Annotated in this window: 20 protein-coding genes, 1 tRNA gene and 1 riboswitch; of the genes, 18 read left to right on the top strand and 3 right to left on the bottom strand. The window is 43.3% G+C overall.

Going from position 1 to position 22303, the window contains the following annotated elements; all coding sequences use genetic code 11:
• The first annotated feature begins 206 nt into the window (after positions 1–206).
• Genes ACQKFG_RS16295 through ACQKFG_RS16285 form a run of 3 tightly spaced genes read left to right on the top strand, consistent with a single transcriptional unit; the run spans position 207 to position 3941 of the window.
• Positions 207–1796 carry a DEAD/DEAH box helicase gene (locus ACQKFG_RS16295; protein WP_427560644.1) on the top strand — a complete coding sequence of 530 codons (1590 nt, stop codon included), beginning with the start codon at positions 207–209 and terminating at the stop codon, positions 1794–1796.
• A 15-nt stretch (positions 1797–1811) separates the two neighbouring features.
• Positions 1812–2720 carry a phosphotransferase gene (locus ACQKFG_RS16290; protein ID WP_427560641.1) on the top strand — a complete coding sequence of 303 codons (909 nt, stop codon included), beginning with the start codon at positions 1812–1814 and terminating at the stop codon, positions 2718–2720.
• A gap of 33 nt (positions 2721–2753) precedes the next feature.
• On the top strand, positions 2754–3941 hold the full coding sequence (locus ACQKFG_RS16285; RefSeq protein ID WP_427560638.1) for a class I SAM-dependent methyltransferase: 1188 nt from the start codon (positions 2754–2756) through the stop codon (positions 3939–3941).
• A 106-nt stretch (positions 3942–4047) separates the two neighbouring features.
• Here the strand turns inward: ACQKFG_RS16285 and ACQKFG_RS16280 are convergent, their stop codons facing one another.
• Positions 4048–5598: an ABC-F family ATP-binding cassette domain-containing protein gene (locus tag ACQKFG_RS16280; protein ID WP_192207317.1), complete on the bottom strand. Its 1551-nt coding sequence runs from the start codon at positions 5596–5598 to the stop codon at positions 4048–4050.
• Between the two features lie 214 nt (positions 5599–5812).
• Here ACQKFG_RS16280 and ACQKFG_RS16275 point away from each other — a divergent pair, with 214 nt between their 5' ends.
• On the top strand, positions 5813–8005 hold the full coding sequence (locus ACQKFG_RS16275) for a DNA topoisomerase III (RefSeq protein WP_349728628.1): 2193 nt from the start codon (positions 5813–5815) through the stop codon (positions 8003–8005).
• Positions 8006–8151: 146 nt separating this feature from the next.
• Here ACQKFG_RS16275 and ACQKFG_RS16270 read toward each other — a convergent pair whose 3' ends face one another.
• Complete coding sequence (locus ACQKFG_RS16270; RefSeq protein ID WP_427560634.1) at positions 8152–8316, bottom strand: hypothetical protein; 165 nt, start codon at positions 8314–8316, stop codon at positions 8152–8154.
• 621 nt (positions 8317–8937) lie between these two features.
• Here ACQKFG_RS16270 and ACQKFG_RS16265 point away from each other — a divergent pair.
• The gene (locus ACQKFG_RS16265) at positions 8938–10926 is read left to right on the top strand and encodes an acyltransferase family protein (RefSeq protein ID WP_192207314.1); all 1989 of its coding nucleotides are present in this window, start codon (positions 8938–8940) and stop codon (positions 10924–10926) included.
• Between the two features lie 208 nt (positions 10927–11134).
• Here the strand turns inward: ACQKFG_RS16265 and ACQKFG_RS16260 are convergent.
• Positions 11135–11208, bottom strand: a tRNA-Arg gene (locus ACQKFG_RS16260).
• Positions 11209–11412: 204 nt separating this feature from the next.
• Here ACQKFG_RS16260 and ACQKFG_RS16255 point away from each other — a divergent pair.
• The 13 genes from ACQKFG_RS16255 to ACQKFG_RS16195 all read left to right on the top strand — a co-directional run bounded on the left by ACQKFG_RS16255 (position 11413) and on the right by ACQKFG_RS16195 (position 22266).
• Positions 11413–12285, top strand: coding sequence for a polysaccharide deacetylase family protein (locus ACQKFG_RS16255; protein ID WP_427560630.1), 873 nt, complete (start codon positions 11413–11415; stop codon positions 12283–12285).
• 88 nt (positions 12286–12373) lie between these two features.
• Positions 12374–12546: riboswitch (cobalamin riboswitch) on the top strand.
• 159 nt (positions 12547–12705) lie between these two features.
• The gene (locus ACQKFG_RS16250) at positions 12706–13677 is read left to right on the top strand and encodes an ABC transporter substrate-binding protein (protein WP_427560627.1); all 972 of its coding nucleotides are present in this window, start codon (positions 12706–12708) and stop codon (positions 13675–13677) included.
• Positions 13640–14695: a FecCD family ABC transporter permease gene (locus ACQKFG_RS16245; RefSeq protein ID WP_076368413.1), complete on the top strand. Its 1056-nt coding sequence runs from the start codon at positions 13640–13642 to the stop codon at positions 14693–14695. The genes ACQKFG_RS16250 and ACQKFG_RS16245 overlap by 38 nt, the downstream gene beginning before the upstream one ends.
• Before the next feature lie 6 nt (positions 14696–14701).
• The gene (locus ACQKFG_RS16240) at positions 14702–16174 is read left to right on the top strand and encodes a heme ABC transporter ATP-binding protein (RefSeq protein WP_349728633.1); all 1473 of its coding nucleotides are present in this window, start codon (positions 14702–14704) and stop codon (positions 16172–16174) included.
• On the top strand, positions 16171–17136 hold the full coding sequence (cbiB, locus tag ACQKFG_RS16235; RefSeq protein WP_427560622.1) for an adenosylcobinamide-phosphate synthase CbiB: 966 nt from the start codon (positions 16171–16173) through the stop codon (positions 17134–17136). Before ACQKFG_RS16240 ends, cbiB begins: the two co-directional genes overlap by 4 nt.
• Entirely contained in the window at positions 17111–18184 is a 1074-nt protein-coding gene (gene cobD / locus ACQKFG_RS16230) for a threonine-phosphate decarboxylase CobD (RefSeq protein WP_427560619.1), read from the top strand. Before cbiB ends, cobD begins: the two co-directional genes overlap by 26 nt.
• On the top strand, positions 18157–18732 hold the full coding sequence (locus ACQKFG_RS16225; protein WP_427560616.1) for a bifunctional adenosylcobinamide kinase/adenosylcobinamide-phosphate guanylyltransferase: 576 nt from the start codon (positions 18157–18159) through the stop codon (positions 18730–18732). Before cobD ends, ACQKFG_RS16225 begins: the two co-directional genes overlap by 28 nt.
• Positions 18729–19520: an adenosylcobinamide-GDP ribazoletransferase gene (cobS, locus tag ACQKFG_RS16220; protein ID WP_427560613.1), complete on the top strand. Its 792-nt coding sequence runs from the start codon at positions 18729–18731 to the stop codon at positions 19518–19520. The genes ACQKFG_RS16225 and cobS overlap by 4 nt, the downstream gene beginning before the upstream one ends.
• On the top strand, positions 19478–20095 hold the full coding sequence (locus tag ACQKFG_RS16215; protein WP_427560610.1) for a histidine phosphatase family protein: 618 nt from the start codon (positions 19478–19480) through the stop codon (positions 20093–20095). The genes cobS and ACQKFG_RS16215 overlap by 43 nt, the downstream gene beginning before the upstream one ends.
• 5 nt (positions 20096–20100) lie before the next feature.
• Positions 20101–20475 (top strand): bifunctional adenosylcobinamide kinase/adenosylcobinamide-phosphate guanylyltransferase, encoded by a 375-nt coding sequence (locus ACQKFG_RS16210; protein ID WP_427560607.1) that lies wholly within the window; start codon positions 20101–20103, stop codon positions 20473–20475.
• Between the two features lie 14 nt (positions 20476–20489).
• Positions 20490–21074 carry a cob(I)yrinic acid a,c-diamide adenosyltransferase gene (locus ACQKFG_RS16205; protein WP_063234218.1) on the top strand — a complete coding sequence of 195 codons (585 nt, stop codon included), beginning with the start codon at positions 20490–20492 and terminating at the stop codon, positions 21072–21074.
• 2 nt (positions 21075–21076) lie between these two features.
• Positions 21077–21571, top strand: a complete 495-nt coding sequence (locus tag ACQKFG_RS16200; RefSeq protein ID WP_192207307.1) for an ECF transporter S component — start codon at positions 21077–21079, stop codon at positions 21569–21571.
• Positions 21568–22266 (top strand): ATP-binding protein, encoded by a 699-nt coding sequence (locus ACQKFG_RS16195; protein ID WP_369619694.1) that lies wholly within the window; start codon positions 21568–21570, stop codon positions 22264–22266. The genes ACQKFG_RS16200 and ACQKFG_RS16195 overlap by 4 nt, the downstream gene beginning before the upstream one ends.
• Positions 22267–22303 lie beyond the last annotated feature (37 nt).

Raw genomic sequence — 22303 nt, 5'->3', positions numbered from 1 at the left:
TAAATAATCTTATAAATTATATTAGAAAAACAACTAAAGTACAATAGGATGAAAAATTTTAAGGTACAGGTTTTCTCGAAAATAGATAATGATATACTAACAATTAGCTTAGACTAAGGAATATGACATTAAGTGAAGGAAGCTGTTACCATTTCAGTGGATTTATCAGTCAATTAAATGAAGAAATTCAGAAAGTAGGCCCAAACATGACAGAATTCATCGACCTTGGCGTCAGCCCGGCGATTAACATGATATTAAAGCAAATAGGAATAACCGCTCCTACCCCGATCCAGGAAAAATCGATACCAGATATCCTTGCTGGAAGGGATGTCATCGCGAAGGCTCAAACGGGGACAGGGAAGACTTTGGCATTTTTGCTGCCAATCCTGGAAAAAGTAGATCCCGCCGCATCCCACATACAATCCCTGATCGTCACGCCAACCAGGGAATTGGCTTTGCAAATCACTGCTGAATTGAAGAAATTCTCTAATGAAATGGAAGGACTCCAAGTGCTTGCAGTATATGGCGGACAGGATGTCGAGCAACAAATGAAAAAGCTGACAAGAAACATCTCCGTGGTGGTCGCCACGCCAGGCAGGCTTTTAGATCATTTACGAAGAGGCACCATCGATCTATCACAAACTGGAACACTCGTGCTGGACGAAGCTGATCAAATGCTACATATTGGGTTCTTACCAGAGGTCGAAGAAATTATGGGACAGCTTCCAGAGGAACGCCAAACGTTGCTCTTTTCAGCGACGATGCCTGAACAGGTGCATCAATTGGCAAAACGCTATATGACTAAACCATTAACTGCCGCGGTGAAGGCCGAGCAAGTAACGGTCGAGAAAATCAGGCAGCTTGTCATCGAGACTACCGATCGTGCCAAACAGTCATCATTAATCAACATGATCAAAGAAGAACAGCCATACCTTGCAATCATATTTTGCCGTACAAAACGTCGCGTTTCGGTTTTGAATGATGCCTTGAAGGCAGCTGGATTCAACTCTGAAGAGCTTCATGGTGACCTTTCACAGGCAAAGCGTGAACGTGTCATGAAAAACTTCAGAGACGCAAAGCTTCAATATTTAGTGGCAACGGACGTTGCTGCACGAGGACTCGATGTAGAAGGTGTGACACATGTTTTTAATTATGATGTTCCCGAGGATGCAGAAAGTTACATCCACCGAATTGGCCGGACAGGCCGAGCGGGTGAGAATGGCTTGGCTGTAACTTTCATAGCAACGAAGGATTTACAGCTTTTAAGCGAGATTGAAAAAGGGATCTCCATGAAGATCGAAAGAAGGACGATTGAAGGAGTGAAAATGTTCCAACCCGATGAGGTGAGGCAAAAGAGGAAACGCTATGAAGACTCTTCTGATGAAGGTACCCGCCGACCGCGTTCGGGAGGGGGAAGGAAACACCGGGAACGGATAGATACGAGAGGACCGAATCGAGGCAGTCACCGTTCTGTAAATCAAGCGGACAATCGTGAAATCGAGAGGGAGAAACCACGGGGAGGCCGGGTGGAAAACGGCCGCGGACCTAGACGTGAGGATACACGGGGAGGCCGGGTGGAAAACGGCCGCGGACCTAGACGTGAGGATACACGGGGAGGCCGGATGGAAAACGGCCGTGGACCTAGACGTGAGGATACACGGGGAGGCAGGTCGGAAGACGGCCGTGGACCAAGGCGTGACAATCCACGAGGAGATCAAAGAGACAGCCGTAGACAAGGGCAAAGTAATCTTAGAGGTGGATCTGGCAGCAGCCCCAATAGAGGGAGAAACCGGTAAAAGGGGGAGACGGGAGTGGAAAAGCCTTGGTTGGCAGAATATCCGGTTTCGCTGGAGCTAGCAGGGAAATTGATCATGATGCAGTTTCCGGAAATCGAGTTGAAAGAGATCAAGCAACTTGGGGAGGGTTTCGATAACACGGTCATACAAATCAATGGGCAATTTGTATTCCGTTTTCCCCGCCGCCCTATTGCAGTTACGCTGATTCAGGTGGAAAATCAGCTTTTGCCTTCCATTGCAGGCACTTTTCCGCTTGCTATCCCTGAACCGATCTTTTTTGGGAAACCAAGTACACTGTATCCGTATCCTTTTACCGGTTATAAAATGGTAAAGGGGCACTTGCCTGTAGCAGGATCAGTGGCAAATAAGGCTGAATCGGCAAAAAGGTTTGCCCATTTTTTGAAGGCTCTTCACAGTTTCCCTGTGGAAAGGGCCATGCGTTTAGGTGTGCAGCCTGATGGGATGATGAGGCTTGATGTATCCTATCGTAAGAAATCGCTAATGGAAAATGTCTCGAATCTATTAAAGCTAGGATTCTTTGAACAGGCGCATGCGGTTAAGGATTTTGTTGAAACCTTAGGTGAATGGGATGTTCAGCATCCGGTTTCACTCGTTCACGGAGACATTCATATCCGGAACGTTATACTTGATGACGAAGGCGTTCTCGCGGGTATCATTGATTGGGGAGATGTTCATGTCGGGAATCCAGCCATTGATTTCTCCTTTTTATACAGTTATTTCCCCAAAGAAGTGCGCAGGGTTTTTTTTGATATCTATGGTGAAATCGAAAAGCAAACAGAGAGTTTAGCCCGGTTCAGAGCGATATATATGCTCGTTACATTACTCGTTTATGGCATAGACCGCCATGATGAAGAACTGATTGCCATTACGAGTACCGGTTTGAAATTTGCTATAGAAGAATAAGTGTCATGTTCTTTTGATGTTTAGGAGGTTCATATGAAGGCAAGTTATTATCATTCAATCACATTAATGGCGAACATGTTGGATCAAGCTAACATCCCATACCAATATACAGGTCGATCCGCTCTGTTCGTGCAAGGAGTGGACATCGGTGAGTATAAGAAAATCAATATTGATGTACAATGGGATGTCTTTAATGAGGCATTAGATCTTTTTTCCGAATACGCACCAACAAAGCCTGAAAGAAGCCCTGAGACTGCCTCCTTTCTAATGGATGTCGAGGGGATTTCTGCCGCTGTGCGCTGCCGGTTTAACACGACCATTAAAACGGACCCTTATCGTTTGTCCATCAAGATGGGGGATATGGAGGTTTGGTGCAGGTCGTTATACAGTTATCTATACGACGAAGAAATGAGAAAGTGCAGTTCCGAGATCCATGCTTACCTATCTGCCGAGCAGAAGGGGTTCACAGCGGAAAATGAACAGGCGTGGAACCAGAATAATTATTTAGCGCTGGTCAATCGTTATGGAGATCCCGTTGAATTGGCATCGAAAATCAAGCAAAACCCAAAATGGAGACTGTACCCTTTTTATAAATATTTGGGAGAAACATCCGGTAAAAAAATCACTCATTTGATGGGGTCGAACGGTATTAAAGCAGTTGCCCTCGCCATATTGGGAGCTGAAGTGAAAGTAGTTGACTTTTCCCAGGAAAATGCAATGTTTGCAAATGAGCTGGCCAGTGGGGCCAATGTCTCCATCGAGTATATCGTTTCGGATGTCCTTTCATTATCATCCGAGCATGAATCAGGAAATCAGGATTTGGTTTTAATGGAGCTCGGCGTACTTCACTACTTAATAGATCTGCAGCCTTTATTTGAAAAAATTAAAAAGATGCTGAAACCTGGAGGCCGATTCGTCCTGCATGAATTTCACCCGATTTCAACAAAGCTCATTACTTCAAATGGTAAAAAACATAAAATAACAGGCAACTATTTCGCTCCGGCAATCGAAAACAATGAGGTCGCCTTTTCGAAGCATATGCCGGATGAGGAAAAAGGGAGCCTTTCAAGAGTTGTACAGCGTAAATGGACAATCGGGGAACTGATAACGTCAATAGGTCAATCAGGGCTTGTTATTAAAGTGCTCGAGGAAGAACCGAATCATAAAGTCCATGATATTGGGCTTCCGAAAACATTTACCTTGGTGGCGGAACGAGTTTAAGCTGCATATTGAGGAAATGAAAGCTGACTGAAGGAGCCTTTTCAGTCAGCTTTTTATTTATTTCATAATAAAGGGGACGCCGCTTCTGCGACATCCCCTGAAAAAATTAATTTTGGGCCGACCATTCCTCTACATCCCATACCTTGGTTACCCAATCTTCATAGAAATCAGGTTCATGGCATACGAGGACAATCGTTCCTTTATACTCTTTCATTGCGCGTTTCAGTTCTTCTTTTGCAACTACATCCAAATGGTTGGTCGGTTCATCGAATAACAGCCAATTGCTTTCGGTAAGCATGAGTTTACATAGGCGCACTTTTGCTTGTTCCCCACCGCTTAAATGGCTCATCGGACGTGTAATATGTTCGTTTTTCAAACCGACACGGGCAAGGATCGCACGTACCTGCGGTTGGTCCAGATGCGGGAATGCATTCCATACTTCATCGATCGGCGTCGTATCGCCTGCTTTCACTTCCTGTTCAAAATAAGAAGAAAAAAGGAAGTCCCCAAGTGATCTTTTACCGCCTAGAGGATCGATTTTACCCAAAATCGTTTTTAAAAGAGTGGATTTACCAACCCCGTTACAGCCGACCACGGCAATTTTTTCTCCCCGTTCGATGGTCATGGATAGCTTTGGAAGCAATGGGCGGTCATATCCGATTTCCAGATCTTCACCTTCAAAGACATAACGGCTGCTCGCACGTGATTCTTTAAAGTCGAAGGTAGGTTTCATTGCAGTTTCTGGACGATCGATGCGTTCCATGCGATTCAATTGCTTTTGACGGCTCTTTGCCCGGCCGGTCGTTGAATAGCGCGCTTTATTTTTTGCAATGAAATCTTCCTGCTTTTTAATGAATTCGCGCTGTTTTTCATATGCGTTAATATGTTGGTTTTTATTCAATTCAGCCAGCTCAAGGAATTTTTCATAAGTTGCCGTGTAACGGGTCAGTTTAGAAAATTCAAGATGGAAGATGACGTCGACGACGCCGTTCATGAACTCGGTATCATGCGATATCAATAGAAATGCATGTGGATATTCCTTTAAGTAGCTGCTCAGCCAGCGGATATGCTCCACATCCAAGTAGTTGGTTGGCTCGTCGAGCAGCAGGACTTGCGGTTGTTCCAATAGTAATTTCGCCAATAATACCTTTGTCCGTTGTCCGCCGCTTAGGGCAGAGACATCACGGTCCAACCCGATTGCATCCAAACCTAAACCGCGTGCCGCTTCTTCAATTTTAATATCGAGATTGTAAAAACCGCCGGCTTCCAGCTTGTCCTGGATTTCACCCATTTGTTCCAAAAGTTCTTCAAGTTCTTCGGGAGTGGCCGTACCCATTTTTTCCGTAACTTCATTCAGTGCTTTTTCCTGCTCGAATAAAGGTAAGTATGCATCCCTTAAGACGTCGCGAATTGATTTACCTTTAGAAAGTATTGTATGTTGATCAAGATAGCCATATTCGACACCAGGTGTCCATTCCACCCGGCCATCATCATGGATGAGTTGTCCTGTAATGATATTCATCATCGTTGACTTCCCGACACCATTCGCCCCTACCAGGCCTACATGTTCACCGGCCATCAGGCGGAAGGATACATCCTTGAATAAGGTACGGTCGCCAAAGCTGTGTGCTAATTTATCTATAGAAAGTAAGCTCATTTTATATTGAACCTCCCAATTAATTTGAAAAAATCCCTACGTTTCATCATACTAAAATCTGCACGGGATTGCTATCTAATCTATTAATTTACATATATGTGGGTGCGGGGAGCCCTGTTCGATCTGTTTATCAATGCCATGCTGTGCATTATCGCCCTGTCATAAATTATATGAGATAATAGAGGAACCAGTTTAAAAGCGAAAGGATGTTATTATGAGTAAAACAGTCGTACTGGCCGAGAAACCTTCGGTCGGAAGAGATATAGCTAAAGTGCTGAATTGCGGGAAAAAGGGTAATGGCTTTTTTGAAGGCGAACAGTATATCGTCACTTGGGCACTAGGTCATTTGGTCACCCATGCAGATCCGGAATCTTATGATGAAAAATATAAAACGTGGCGCCTTGAGGACCTGCCCATGTTGCCGCCTACTTTGAAATTGGTCGTCATCAAGCAATCAGGCAAACAATTTCAATCGGTTAAAACACAATTGAACCGCAAAGATGTCAAGGATGTCATCATTGCAACGGATGCAGGCCGTGAAGGGGAACTTGTTGCACGTTGGATTCTCGAAAAAGCGAATGTGAAGAAGCCCGTCAAACGGCTTTGGATTTCCTCTGTAACGGATAAGGCGATCAAAGATGGATTTAAAAACCTGAAGGATGGCAAGGAGTATGAAAACCTATTTGCCTCTGCTGTAGCAAGGGCGGAAGCGGACTGGATCGTTGGGATGAACGCGACACGTGCCCTGACGACCAAGCACAATGCCCAGTTATCCTGCGGGAGGGTCCAAACGCCGACACTTGCGATGATCGCAAAAAAAGAAGAGGAAATAAAACAATTCCAGCCTAGGAAATATTATGGCGTTTCCGCAATGGCAGAAGCTAATTTGCGCCTGATTTGGCAGGATGCCCAATCAAAAGATATCCGCACATTCGATAAAAACAAGGCAGAAAAGGTTCTTGCAGCCGTGAAGGGGAAAAGTGCAGAAGTCGTTGAAGTTAACAAGTCCCATAAGAAAAGTTTTGCCCCTTCTTTATATGATTTAACTGAACTTCAACGGGACGCCAATAAGAAATTCGGCTATTCGGCGAAAGAGACGCTATCGATCATGCAGCGCTTATATGAAAGTCATAAAGTCCTGACCTATCCAAGGACGGATTCACGCTTTTTATCAACCGATTTGGTTGATACGCTAAAAGAAAGATTACAGGCTGTAAGCATTAAGCCATATGCCCAGTATGCATCGAGGATCCTGCGCAGCCCGATTAAGGTCAATAAATCGTTCGTGGATGATAGCAAGGTTTCCGATCACCATGCAATCATCCCTACTGAGCAAACACCGCTGCCGGGAAAACTGAGCGACAAAGAATCGAAAATCTATGATTTGGTCGTGAAAAGGTTCCTTGCTGTATTGATGCCGCCTTTTGAATATGAACAAACGACCATCACCGCAAAAATGGGGCAGGAGACGTTCATGGCAAAAGGGAAGGTCGTCCTCAAGTCAGGTTGGAAGGAAGTTTATGATCACCAATTCGATGAGGAAGAAGCTAAAGATGGCCTTGCAGAGCAACTGCTTCCGAACGTTCAAAAAGGTGACAATTTAACCATTTCGACAGTGAAACAAACTGAGGGTGAAACGAAACCGCCGGAACCATTCAATGAAGGGTCGCTTCTTTCGGCAATGGAGAATCCTGCACGTTTCATGGCAGGGGAAAGCAAAGAGCTCATCAAGACCTTGGGTGAAACTGGCGGGATCGGAACTGTTGCAACGCGTGCTGACGTTATTGAAAAGCTGTTCAATAGCTTCCTGATTGAGAAGAGGGGAAAGGGCCTTCATGTTACCTCTAAAGGAAAACAACTTCTTCAATTGGCACCAGAAGACCTGAGATCTCCAGCTTTGACAGCTCAATGGGAGCAGAAGCTAACCGCGATTGCAAAAGGGAAGCTGCCAAAACAGACTTTCATCGGCGATATGCGCGCCTACGCCAAAAATATCGTCCATGAAATCAAAAATAGTGACCAAAAATTCAAGCATGATAACGTGTCAGGAACGAAATGTCCTGATTGCGGCAAGCTGATGCTTGAAGTGAATAGTAAAAAGGGAAAAATGCTTGTCTGCCAAGATCGAGAATGTGGCCACAAAAAAAGTGTTTCACGTGTAACAAATGCTAGATGCCCACAATGTCACAAAAAGATGGAAATGCGCGGTCAAGGAGAAGCACAGACATTCACCTGTAAATGCGGTTTTCATGAAAAACTTTCTTCTTACAATAAACGAAGAGGGCAAAATAAAAATCAAAAAGTATCCAAAAATGAAGTCTCCAATTATATGAAAAAGCAAAATAAAGAAGAGCCGATCAATACTGCCTTGGCGGATGCCTTGGCAAAACTGAAATTCGATAAATAAAAGAAAGGAGTCCTTCACCTCTAGCTCCATGGTGATAGGGCTCTTTTTTTATGGGGTTATTTGAAATGGCGAAATTCATATAAATGAAAATGACGGCAGAAAGGGATGGAGCGAGTGCTCCATCCCTTTCCATATATCTGCTTCTGTTAAACTTCATTCAGTACGGTGCCATGTAATTCATATTCAAGTGTTTTGTCAGTGTGTGTGTTTTTATCCGAATCTACTCGTATGAGTGTACTGAATGGTTTCTGATCACCCGGACTGAAAATTGCTTCATCATTCTCTGGATTCCATAGGCTGTAAATACTCATGATCGTATCCTCCTCCTTTGGATGAGAAGACTAGTAATTCCCATACTTGATCATCATCTAACGCTTCCATTGACTCTAACGCTGATCACCGGGACTAAACACCGCTGCGTCATTCTCTTTGTTCCATTGGCTTCTGATTGTACTCATCATGCACATCATCTCCTTTGGTGAGAATGTCTTACAGTATTTTTATACCCGGATGGGACAGGTTAAAACATATATTTTTAAAAAAAGCATGATTTTATCCAGAATTCCATGTAATAAAACAAACCTCCATTTACAATCAAACAGTTTAAATTGTATTGTTCGTTTTTTTGCGGGGATGTTCTTGAATTTGACAGTTTAATAAACCCGGTCAGTTGGAGCATGCCCACGTTTTCGTTAGCCCCTGGTGGACTGACTTTTTTATAAAGTAACGTTCTATTTCAATGAAAGGAAAAGCGAGAGGGCTTCGTATCCAGGTAACGTACATTTTCTGTAAGGGGGCCTGGTTGATAAGTTGGAAGAAGCACCGAACTCGTGAAATTTAAAGAACCTTTTCTACTATATTGACAAATCATTATTGTAAAGTGATATAATTTTAAATTGTATGCATGACGAAAAAGTAGGAGATAGAATCAAATGAAACAACCATTAATTAATATTGAGAGTAAATTCAGACCCGAGATCGAAGGGTTACGCGTTGTTGCGGCACTGCTGGTAGCGGTATATCATATATGGTTAAATCGTGTTTCCGGCGGGGTTGATGTATTCTTTGTAATTTCAGGTTTTCTTATTACCACTTCAATCGTTTCCACAATTAATCGAACAGGGGAATATCGTTTTCTGCCATATGTCACAAAGTTAATGAAAAGATTACTTCCTTCTGTATTTTTTATTCTTGCAATTGTTCTCGTTTTAAGTTGGTTTTTATTACCTAAATCAATTTTAGATAAAACTATACATGAAGTATTTGCCTCCATGTTTTTCTACCAAAACTGGCAATTGGCATTTTCGAGCACGGATTATTTAGATTCTAGCCAAATGAAATCGCCTGTTGAACACTTTTGGGCTTTGTCCATACAAGGACAATTTTATATCATCTGGTTTTTGGTATTCACTTTAATTTTATTTTTAATAAAAAAATATAAATTAACTAAAGTAAAAACATTAATCAATGCTATTTTAGTCATATTATTTGTTTCTTCTTTTATATATTCGATATATTTAACCTCTGTCAATCAGCCATGGGCTTATTTCATTACGATGACACGTGTGTGGGAATTTGCTTTAGGCAGTTTGCTCTGCATCAATTTATCATCAATCAAGGTAAATAAATATATTGCTACAGTGATAGGCTGGCTCGGATTAATCGGATTAATTTTAACTGGAATAGTCTTCAATGTATCTGAAATGTTTCCAGGGTATATTGCCTTATGGCCAATGACCTGCGCATTATTCATTGTTTTGTCTGGTACACGCGATACGAAATATGGTGTCAAACGCTTTTTAGGTTCCCCGGTAATGGTGAAGCTAGGTGGAATAGCCTTTGGAATCTATTTGTGGCATTGGGTATTATTGGAGTTCTACCGTTATAATGTCCAGGAAACTCCAGGATTCATCGTTGGAACTCTTATTATCATTTCATCAATTGCCCTTTCGTTTTTAATGACTCGATTTATAGAAGAACCAATCCGAAGCTCAAAGGACAACAAATTCTCATTCAAGAGAATCGGGTTAATGGGCAGTGTGAATGTACTCTTGATTGCATCTCTTTTAATTGGAGTATATATAGATAAAAATAAGCTAGAAAATAATATAAACGATAAAAATTATCCAGGAGCGTTAGCTGTAAAAAACCCTGACGATATACCTGATCAAGAACCAATTCCGTCATATTCTGAAGTCTTTGATGATTTACCAAAAGCGCATTTGGACGGCAGTAACCAAGGGTTAAAGGAAAGTGACTTGAAAATTGGGGAATATGGCAAAACTGAAAATTACGATGCTACAATTGCCCTGATCGGCAGTTCCCATTCAGAGCATTGGTTAGGTGCCATTTTAGAAGCAACAAAAGATGACAATTATCGTGTATTGAATATGACTCGTTCAGGTACACGTTTTTCAACAGGTTATGCGGATGATGATTTGAAAGGTATCTGGGTCAATAATGTTCTCGATTATCTAAAGGATGCAGATGTAGATCTTGTCATTTCTCACGCCACAGCTTCTGATTCGCCTAATAATAAAATACAACAACAAATGGTCGATCAGCTGCAGTATGTTAAAGATGAATATGGTATTGAAGTGTTAGCGATTCGTGATGATCCAAGATATAGCTTTAACGTGCTGGAATCATTAGAAACAGATGGACTAGAAGAAACTACAAAAAAAATGAATTCAGTAGATAATCAGAAAGACGAAAGCTTTTGGAGACAATTTGAAAAAGAGAATAAATCCTTGCATAAAATTGACTTAACAGATTACTTCAAAGTAAACGGTAAATTCCAGCCCATTATAGGTAATGTTATAATTTACCGTGACAATAGACATTTAACGAATACTTATTCTGAAAGTTTCGGACCTGTTTTTGAAGAAAAAATCAATGAGATAGGTTTAATTGAAAAGTAAGTATAGCTAATTGGAATTTGTAAATATAAACAGTGGTTATCTTCAAAATGAAAAATCTGAGTCCTGTAAAGGGCTCAGATTTTTTGATATTTATATGGCTTGATGAATTTGTGATTAAATTTGTCTAATGTCTAGTGGTCCCATGATTCACAGAAAAAACCCTGCTACGATGCAGAAAACTGCATTGTAACAGGGTTTTTGAAATTAGCGTCCCAGATAGGAATCGAACCTACGACCTACAGCTTAGGAGGCTGTCGCTCTATCCTGCTGAGCTACTGGGACATATATTTAAGTCGACGACTTATTTATTATATTTCTTATAGGCAAACTTTTCAAGCTTATAGCACATACTTATGAAAAAAATCTTCATAAATGCTCAGCAGGTCGCTATGCCCTTTTGTTTTCCTATTAATTCTTTAAATGGAATACTTTATTATCGAATAGTATTCTGATACTATTATACTAGAAAAAATTAGGGGAATGATAGTGAAAAGATATAGAGTTTTATGGATGGTGGCATTGCTGGGGATTTTAATTTTACCTGGTTGTTCACAAAGGATTGTAGAGGGTATAGGCATAAAAACGGCTGCACCGATTGCGGAAGATGACATTGAAGTGGTGGAAGCGGCCGAGAATGGGACCGGTCAGGATTTGGATGGCCAAATCGATACGGGAGACTGGATAATGGCCAAGTCCGCGGTACAGCTTCCAATCTTGATGTATCACAGCATTTCTGAAGGGAATGGACTTCGGGTTCCAATTGAGGAATTCCGAGCACAGATGGTTTGGCTTAGGGAGAATGGTTACTATACATTATCCCCTGAAGAAGCATTCCTCGTTTTAACCGAGAATCGGATGCCAAGTGAGAAGTGCGTCTGGCTTACTTTTGATGATGGCTATACAGATAACTACACGGAGGCTTTCCCGATATTAAAGGAAAATGATATGAAAGCAACTGTCTTCATGATCGGGAAGTCCATTGATAAAGGTCATCACCTGACTGAAAATCAAATGGTGGAGATGAGCAGGAATGGGATTTCGATCGAAAGCCATACTATCAACCATTTGGAGCTGAACCGCATGACGGCAGTGCAGCAAGAAGCGGAAATGGTTCAGTCGAAAGAGCTATTCGACCGTATGCTCGACCAGGACACGACAGTGCTCTCCTATCCGGTTGGCCGGTATAATGAAGAGAGTCTAGCGCTGTCAGAAGAAGCGGGATACAAGATGGCAGTCACCACCGAACCTGGGGGAGCTTCAAGGGACCAAGGGATGCATGCCCTGCATAGAGTTCGGATTTCACCCGGGTTATCAGTCGATGGGTTTGCGTCACTAATTGAAAATTCTTCAAATCATTGAAGGTGGACGGGTCATTTCGAACTTGTTCAGAAAAATCATATAATAATCGATTCTTACATGGTGTATAATGAAGGCAGTGAAAATTATATACATAAGAACGATTTGGTGTCTTAATGACTTAAAAGGGAAGTTGGTGAAATGCCAACGCGGTCCCGCCACTGTAAATGGGAGCTGACGGCTGTGTACCACTGTATGAGATATGGGAAGGTGCCGTTGACGATGACCATGAGCCAGGAGACCTGCCAAAATTCGTACACCTGTAACCTACGCGGATGGGAAGGTGTGTGGCAGACCCTAAAGAAGTCCGTAATGAAATTGTTGCCATGCAAGCACCTTCCGTTTAACGGGAGGTGCTTTTTGTTTTGGGGCATCTTCCGGGATTATTAAGTGGAAAGAAATTAAATAAAAAGATTGTGGGGAATGAAAATGAAGAAAATTTTTGGTCTGATACTGTTGATGTTGCTTGTTGCAGGCATGATGGTCGGCTGCAGTGACACTACTGATGAAGGAAAAGAAAAGCAGCAAACGAATCATGCTCAACACGAAGCTTTCCCGATTACGATTAAAGATGCAACTGGGGAAAAAGTGACGATAGAACAAAAACCGAAGAAAATCGTTTCGTTGATACCAAGTAATACGGAAGTGGTCTTTGCACTTGGTTTGGGTAAAAATGTCGTTGGTGTATCCGATAATGATAATTACCCGGAAGAAACGAAAGAAATTGAAAAAGTTGGCGGAATGGAAATGAACACGGAGCTGATTGTCTCCATGAAACCGGATCTTGTTCTTGCACATGCATCAAGTGCCCATAATTCAAATGAGGGTTTACAGCAACTTAAGGATGCTGGAATAGATGTCCTTGTAGTCAATGATGCACAAAGTTTTGACCAAGTCTATGAGTCTATTGAAATGATTGGACAGGCAACGGGAGAACATGATAAGGCAAAAGAAATCATTACGGATATGAAAACGAAGCTCAAGGACATTCAAGAAAAGGCCAAATCCATAAAGGAAGCGGATAGGAAGACCGTTTTAGTGGAAGTTTCGCCTTCACCAGAAATATACACACCAGGAAAAAATACTTTCATGAATGAGATGCTTAACATTATATCAGCGGATAATGCTGCTGCTGAATTGGACGGGTGGGCAAAAATTGATGAAGAGTCGATGATTGCTGCAAATCCGGATGTCATCATTACAACGTATGGTTACTATACGAAAGATTCAGTGAGTGAAGTGACGGGCCGAAAAGGATGGCAAGGCGTAAATGCTATTAAGAATGGCCAAGTCTTTGATGTCCATTCAGACTTGGTGACCCGTTCCGGTCCACGTTTAATAGAGGGAGTAGAGGAACTTGCCAAATCAGTCTATCCGAACCAATTTGACAACTAAATGGGCGTTTGCTTATTTGATTGCGTTGTTCATTTTGTTATTCGCGATGACGATAGGCATTTCCTTTGGTTCGGTGCCAGTACCGATTCCCGTACTTATACAAATAATCGGCAAGGAGATTTTCCATTTGCCGATTTCTGCTGATCCGGATGTGATGCTTACGAATATCGTGATGAACATCCGCCTGCCGCGCGTATTGCTTGCGGGTTTAGTCGGGGCATCACTTGCGATTGCGGGTGCGGCTTTTCAGGGACTGCTCCGGAACCCGCTCGCTGATCCTTACACATTGGGTATTTCATCAGGAGCATCGGTCGGCGCCGTATTGACAATATTCTTGAATATTTCACTGCCGTTCATCGGTTTATATACTCTTCCGGCATTGAGCATCTTATGCTCAGTGCTCACGATGCTTTGCGTACTTACTTTCGCAAAAAAAATGGATCGATCGATGAAAGTGGAAACGATCATTTTAACGGGAATCATTTTCAGCTCATTTTTAAGTGCCTTCATTTCATTGATGATTGCGCTGACGGGTGATGAATTAAGACAAATCATCGGCTGGCTGATGGGAAGCGTTTCAATGCGAGGTTGGAATTACATTGCAATCATTTTGCCGTTTTTTATCATTGGATCATTGATTTTGATCATGAATACAAGTGAATTGAATGCGATGACTTTCGGGGAAGACCGGGCAAAGCACTTAGGTGTGAATGTTAAGCGGCGGAAAATGTGGATCTTGATAGCCGGTTCGACATTGACAGGGGCAGCCGTTGCCGTTTCAGGGGCGATTGGCTTTGTAGGATTGGTCATTCCTCATTTTGTCCGAAAGATTTGGGGGCCTGACCATAAACATCTACTTCCGTTGTCATTGTTGGTAGGAAGCGGATTCTTAATATTGGCGGATTTTGTGGCACGAACGATCATTGCCCCATCGGAACTGCCGATCGGGGTGATCACCTCACTTATCGGGGCACCTGCATTTGCGCTGATTTTATTAAAGAGACGGAGAGAAGGGTAAAAACGGATGCTTGAAGTAAGAGGGTTAACAGGTGGATATCATAACAAAGCTGTTTTGGACTCTGTCTCTTTTGATGTACATAAAGGGGAATTATTCGGGATTCTTGGTCCAAATGGCAGCGGAAAAACGACGCTTTTAAGCATGCTTAGCGGGGTGCTCGATTATAAAGGCGGAAGCGTACGCATTAGAGGTAGGGATTTGAAGGATTATTCGTCAAAACAACTTGCACAGGTCATTGCTGTGCTCCCTCAACATTCCTCATTAGCTTTCTCCTATACAGTAAAAGAGACGGTCTCACTTGGTCGGTATGCCCATCAATCCGGTTGGTTCCATAGTTGGTCCGCAGAAGATGAATCGATTGTCCAACGAGTTATGGAACAAACGGGAGTAGCTGATTTTCAGGACCTTCATTTTGAACGATTATCAGGGGGGGAGAGACAAAGGGTCTTGCTGGCACAGGCACTTGCCCAAGAGCCGGAAATCCTTTTTTTGGATGAACCTACGAACCACTTGGATCTCTCCTATCAAAAAGATCTTCTGGATTTAATGAGGAAAATGGCAAAAGAGCAGAAGTTGACCGTTATTTCAATTTTTCATGATTTGAATTTGGCTGGATTATATTGTGATCGGCTTATGTTGCTTGAGAAAGGGCAGATTCAGGTTGTTGATGTGCCGAACGAAGTGCTCCAACAGGAACGGATTCAGGATGTATATCATACGACGATCGAAAAACATCCACATCCCGCCCTTCCGAAACCGCAGATGTTCATCGTTCCGGAAAAGCATGGCCATGATTCTATCCCATTGGAAATCGATGTTTCTTATTTGACAGTCGGTCAAGAGATGATTCAATTGGATTCTCCGATTCCGCTTAGAACGATGTCTTCTGGAGTGACTGGTTCAGGGACGGGCTGGCATAAATATTTTGTGAATAGGCACGTCCATCATGGTTATGATTGCGAGGATCATCATGTTGAAATGGCCGACTATTTAAGGACTCATGGTTTTGAACCTCAGGAAACGGTAGGGATGATGACAGCCGTCTTTCTCGACACGGTTGCTTTCAAGCTATTTAGAGCTGAAGATTTCTCGGTTTTCATTATCGTGACGGCTGGTGTAGGCAATGCCATCGACGCTTCCTTAGCAGACCGGCATTCTTGGAGTTCCGCTCCAGGAACGATAAATACTTGGATATTCGTAAATGGCCATTTGGCAGAAGAGGCTTTCATCCACAGCATAGTTACTGCGACCGAGGCAAAGGTAAAGGCACTTCATGATTTGCATGTCATGGATAAGGTGACAAATACATGTGCAACAGGAACATCGACAGACAGCATTTTGATTGCGGCAACTCAAAGAGGGGCAAAGCTTCAATATGCGGGCACCATCACTCCGTTAGGGAAGCTGATCAGCCGCGGTGTTTATGATTGTACAGTGGAAGCAGTAAAGAATACTCGGAAACGGATTGAGGATTTATGATTTATCATCATCTTTTTGCAGTTACGCTGGCGTTTTTCCTTGATCTATTAATTGGTGATCCGCCAAATTGGCCGCATCCAGTCAAATGGATAGGAACGATGATAAGCAAGTTGGACCTGGCATTCAATAAAGGGGCATATAAGAAACGGAATGGATTCTTCATGTTAATCATCGTCGTATCGGCGGTGATATTGATTACTGGTCTTACCGTCTATTTGGCTTATCGGATCCACCCGCTTGCAGGCATCCTTTGGGAAGCTGTTGTCATTTCCACTACGATAGCTCAGAAGGGCTTGAAGCAAGCTGGGATGGATGTTTGCAATCCACTTAATGAACGGGATTTACCTGAAGCGAGGCTAAAGCTTTCCTATATCGTTGGCCGTGATACTGCTGATCTTGATGAATCCGAAATAGTCAGGGGCACCGTGGAAACCGTAGCGGAAAATACCAGTGATGGGATTACGGCACCGATGTTCTGGGCAGCATTTGGCGGTGCGCCGCTCGCGATGATGTACAGGGCGATTAATACCTGCGATTCCATGGTAGGGTACAAAAATGATAAATATGGGCAATTCGGCTGGGCTTCAGCCAAGCTCGATGATATCGTCAACTGGATTCCCAGCCGCCTCACCGGATTCCTGATGTTGCTGAGCTCGAAATCCGTCCATCATGGATTTGGTGCCAGATGGAAGATATTATTCAATGACGCAAAAAAACATCCAAGCCCGAATAGCGGGTGGTGTGAAGCAGGTGTTGCTGCCATTTTGGGAATACAGCTTGGAGGCCGGAATATGTACAAAGGAATTGTTTCCGACCGTGCGAGGATGGGAGTTCCGCTTGTTCGATTGGAAGCAAAACATATACCAAAAACGATTACCATCATGCATCGGTCATCTTTTCTATTTCTGCTGATGCTATGGCTAGGGGGACTTATTCTTGACATTACCTTCTCATGGCTCTAATCCTCATTATCTTTACGAAGCGATGGAAATCGAGATGCCTGAATCGATTATCGACTTCAGTGCCAATATCAACCCATTGGGTCCGCCTTTATGCATAAAGGAACAGTGGTCTGGGTTTTTTGAAGGAATCCTTCAATACCCAGATCCGCATGCCATTGAACTGACAAAAACAATGGCAAAAAAAGAAGCGCTTCCTGAGCAATCCGTTTTGATGGGGAACGGTGGTGCTGAAATCATCATGTTGGTAGCGAACGGATTAGCCAATAAAAGAGTGCTAATCATTCAGCCGGCATTTGTGGAATATGCTGAAGCTTGTTTGGCAGCAGGATGTAAGGTCGATTTTCACCAGCTTGATGCTCCTGAGTGGCAATTGGACTTGGATCGATTGATTCCCCGATTACCCGAATATGATGCAATTTTCTTATGTACGCCTAATAATCCGACGGGTGTTTCATTTGAGCGGGATGCAGTTAGGGAATTGATCATTGAATGCCAAAAGGCGGACTGCCTGGTAGTCCTGGATGAGGCTTTTTATGATTTTACTGAGGATGCCTTTAGTTATGCTTCTTTAATCAATATATTTCCACATTTACTCATTCTAAGATCAATGACTAAAATCTTTGCAATTCCAGGTTTGAGACTGGGCTATTTGCTTGCGGCACCTGACATCATAAAACGGGTAAGAAATTATAAACCGCATTGGAGCGTCAACCATGTGGCACTTGAAGTAGGGAAAATCTGTCTTGCAGAAGAGGCTTATATGAGAAAGACAAGAGACTATATTGCAGGGCAAAAGCAAAAACTATTCCGGTTTTATGAGGAGCAAGGGTTGAATGTCTCTGATAGCACAGTCAATTTTTATTTGGTGAAGGATGAATCCTTATCCCTTTTCCCCTTTTTGCTGAAAAAAGGAATCGTACCGCGCCATACCTATAATTTTCCCGGTTTGGATGGAAGGTGGCTTCGGTTTGCAGTGAAGAGTGAACATGATAACGAAGCATTGATGGAGGGGGTAAGACAGTGGGTAAGGCAAGGCTCTGTTTTATAACCGGGGGTGTCCGTTCCGGTAAAAGCAGCTTCGCAGAAAGAAAAGCCCTGGAGTATGCACTCCAAACGGATGGGAACTTGCATTACCTGGCCTGTGGCCGTAACAGTGATGTGGAGATGGGTGAACGCATCCTTAGGCACCGGAAGGATAGAGAAAGCAGCCCGATTGCTTGGAAAACTTCCGAATACGCAACGGATATTACAAGGATAGGGGAGGACATTGATCAGGATTCCATCATTCTGCTCGATTGTCTGACAACCCTGCTTGATAACGAGCTATTTGGCCCTGGTATTCCGCTTGAAGAAGAATTTTTAGATAGCGTTTTTTCAAAAATAATATCCGGAATCAATGAGATAAGAAAACAATCCAGCTGTTTAATAGTCGTGAGCAATGAATTGGTGCAGGAACCGATTTTCCAGGATGATTTCCTTCATATATACGGAAAAACACTGGGCCAGCTTCATCAAACGATCGTCGGGCAGGCCGATGAAGCCTATCTTGTAGAAGCAGGAATTCCATTGCGGAAGAAAGGGTGCATGCAGGAATGAGCGGAGTGATCGGGTTTTTAATTAACCTGCAGTTCTTTACGGTTTTTCCAATAAAGAAGCAGCTTCCGATGGAGAAGAAATATATTCACCGTGCCATTCAAACCTTTCCATTGGTAGGTCTTTTGCTAGGCTTGATATTGGGCGGTGTTTTGTATGCGCTCGTGGAATGGACCCCATTGTCATCGCTTGCGATTGCCTTTTTCCTTTGGTTTTTGACGATGGCATTAACGGGAGGTTTGCATCTCGATGGCTGGATCGATGCAAGTGATGCTTTTTTTTCCTATCAGGATAAAGAGCGGCGATTGGAAATCATGAAGGATTCCAGGACAGGTGCATTCGGTGTCATCTCCGTCATAGTCCTATTGGCCGCCCGGTTTCTATTTATCTATGAAATTGTCGAAAGGGTAAATGAATGGACATACTTCTTGATCATTGCCCTTCCACTCTTAAGCAAATGCGTGATGGGTTATTTGCTCATCCGGATGCCGCTGGCTAAAAAAGAGGGGCTTGGTGCTTTTTTTCAAAGTGCAGTAAAGAAAAGCAGTTTGCCCATTTATTGGGTGTACCTCCTTGTAAGTCTGGTGGTTGCCTGGATCATCGATTTTAAGCTTGTCACCTTGTTTTTCATCATGTGTCTGGCTGCGGTATTTTTCCTGGTTTATATAAAACGTAAAATCGTCAGTTGGTTCGGTGGGATAACGGGGGATGTACTGGGGGCATCCGTGGAAGGGGTTGAGCTTTGGTTATGGCTGATATTGTGGCTATTACACTACTTCGCCATGGGCTGACGGAAGCAAATGAGCGAAAGGCATACTTAGGCTGGACCGATTCCCCATTAAGCATCAAAGGAGAAAAGGAAATACTGGAATTAAGAGGCTCTTACCCAAAGTATGAAAAAATTCACAGCAGTGATTTGCCCCGCTGTGTGGAAACTGCACGACTGCTGTTTCCACATGCAGTTCCGGTCAAAAATCCTTTGTTCCGTGAAATGAACTTCGGCAGTTGGGAAGGTCGGACATATCAGGAGTTGAAGACAGATCGAGATTATCTTAATTGGCTGGAACATCCCATGGAGGCCCTTGTGCCCGGGGGTGAAAGCTATCCGGCATTTTCCGAGCGTGTGAATAATGGCTGGAACCATTTGATTGCCTGTAAGGAAAACCGAATTGCCCTAATGACACATGGAGGGGTAATTCGTGATTTACTGGTCCGCTATGCCCCGAAGGAAAAGTCCTTTTTTGATTGGGGAATTTCCCATGGCAAGGGTTATGAGCTGATATGGGAAGACCGGGAAAGCTTAAGGAGGGGAGAACGCTGCACTTTGTTACAGGAGGCGCCTATAATGGAAAAACTAAATGGGTAAAGCAATTGTATGGTTTGGAAAATGATGTCCTTTGGCTATCCGGTTATCGAAAAGAACAGCCTGAATTGATTGGTTTTCAAGGCAAGACTGTTGTATTGCAAGGGTTGGATGCATGGATTCAGCAAGATGCAGAAAAGATGGATTCAGATTCGATTCGAAAAAGATGGAAGGAAATCATGGCTGATTGGCGAATATGGGAGAAAGAAAAGGATGAACACAATTGCATTGTGATCGGTTCTGATATCTCCAAAGGCATTGTCCCGATCGAAGCAAAAGATCGCAGATGGCGCGATGCCTGCGGATGGGTCTTTCAAGATGTAGCATCCATATCCAGCCGCGTTGATATCATCTGGTATGGAATGAACCAGCAAATAAAGTAGAGGAGGCAATTGGGATGAAAATCTATACACGTACAGGGGATAAGGGACAAACAAGCGTAATCGGAGGTCGGCTTGATAAGGATGACATCCGTGTTGAATCTTATGGAACGGTCGATGAAGTGAATAGCTATATCGGCCTTGCGGTGACAGAATTGGATTCAGCGATATTTACGGATGTACTGGCCGATCTAGAGAAAATCCAGCATGAGTTGTTTGACTGCGGCGGTGATTTGGCAACCGTTTCCGAGAAGGCCCCACAGAAGCTGACGGAGGAGGCCATTACCTATTTGGAAGAACGAATAGATGCCTTCATACTTGAAGCGCCGGAATTGGAAAAGTTCATCCTGCCTGGCGGCTCAAAAGCGGCTGCAACCATTCACATCGCCCGTACCGTTACAAGAAGGGCGGAACGATTGGTCGTTTCATTGATCAAGTCTGGTGCGGCCGTTTCACCATTATCACTTCAATATTTAAATCGTTTGTCGGATTACTTCTTTGCTGTTGCACGTGTGATCAACTTCCGTCTTGGTGTGAAAGATGTGGAATATATCCGCAGCGCAAATGTATTCCGTGGAGGGAAAAGAAAGGAAAAAGAGTAAACATGGATGTAAGAAAAATTAGTGCAATTGCTATATTCATTGCCTTATCGGCGGTAGGGGCAATGATTAAAATCCCTTCCCCGATCGGGAGTATCGCCTTGGATAGTTTTCCGGCCCTTTTGGCGGCTGTCATACTTGGACCGGTATCGGGGGCTATTGTAGCTGGGCTTGGCCATATCATTTCAGCGTTATTCGGCGGCATGCCACTTGGGCCATTCCATTTTTTGATCATGGTCGAAATGGCGGTCCTGACATGGATGTTTAGCATTTTATATATAAACGGAAAAAAAATAGGCGCATTTTTCCTCTTCTTTATCGGTAATGCCTTCATTCTAGCCCTGCCTTTCGCATTTCTGATCAGCCCTGGTTTTTACACGTTATTGGTTCCGGGATTGACGGCAGCGACGGCGGTAAATGTAGCATTGGCTGGCCTTTTACTGCCACGCTTGGAGCCTGTCTTGAAAAAAATGATTTTTAAAGACGGACTCGCAGAATGAGTGATTCATTGATTTTGCCATTTTCCGAATCAGATTCTTTGATTATTTCAAGTGATAATAGCGGCGGAATCGGCCTGAAGGAAAAAGATCTTGTCCATGTCCCTTATGAGGTCGTTGGATATTATTCCTTTCGGGTTGCCGCTATGGAATGTTTGGGCGCTGGCGGGAGTCCAGTATCCGTCGTTCTAAATAATTTCTGCGGCGATCAGGCCTGGGAGGACTTGACCAGGGGTGTCAGGAAGGGGCTGAATGAATTGGGAATGGAGGATCTCCCCATTACAGGCAGCACTGAAAGTAACATGCCGCTTCTTCAATCAGCACTTGGACTTATGGTGATCGGTAAACGAACGAATGAATCCGTTAAAAAGCAGCATCCTTTACGGAAAATAGCTCTGATCGGCAGGCCGCTCGTTGGAGAAGAAGTAATGGACCAGCAAGATTGGGTCGCGCCGTTATCTTTATATAAAAGCCTTTGTGAAATGGAAGGTGTTCAGGCACTTCCAGTCGGTTCAAAAGGGATAGCATATGAATGGGGGCATCTGGATCAAAGTGGTGAAGGTGTTTCCGTGCATATAAGTAATAAAGTCGATATTGCAAAATCATCAGGACCATCCACATGCTTCCTCATTGCTTATCCTGAACAACTGGAGGAAGAAATCAAGCACCGATCTGGTCCTCTTTTTATTGGTGAATGATATTTCAAGACTGAATCAGGTATCGAGTTTAGTTCAC

The organism is Peribacillus sp. NPDC076916, from assembly GCF_050269675.1.
GTDB classification, from domain to species: Bacteria; Bacillota; Bacilli; order Bacillales; family DSM-1321; genus Peribacillus; species Peribacillus aracenensis.
This window is presented reverse-complemented; position numbering and strand designations above follow the sequence as displayed.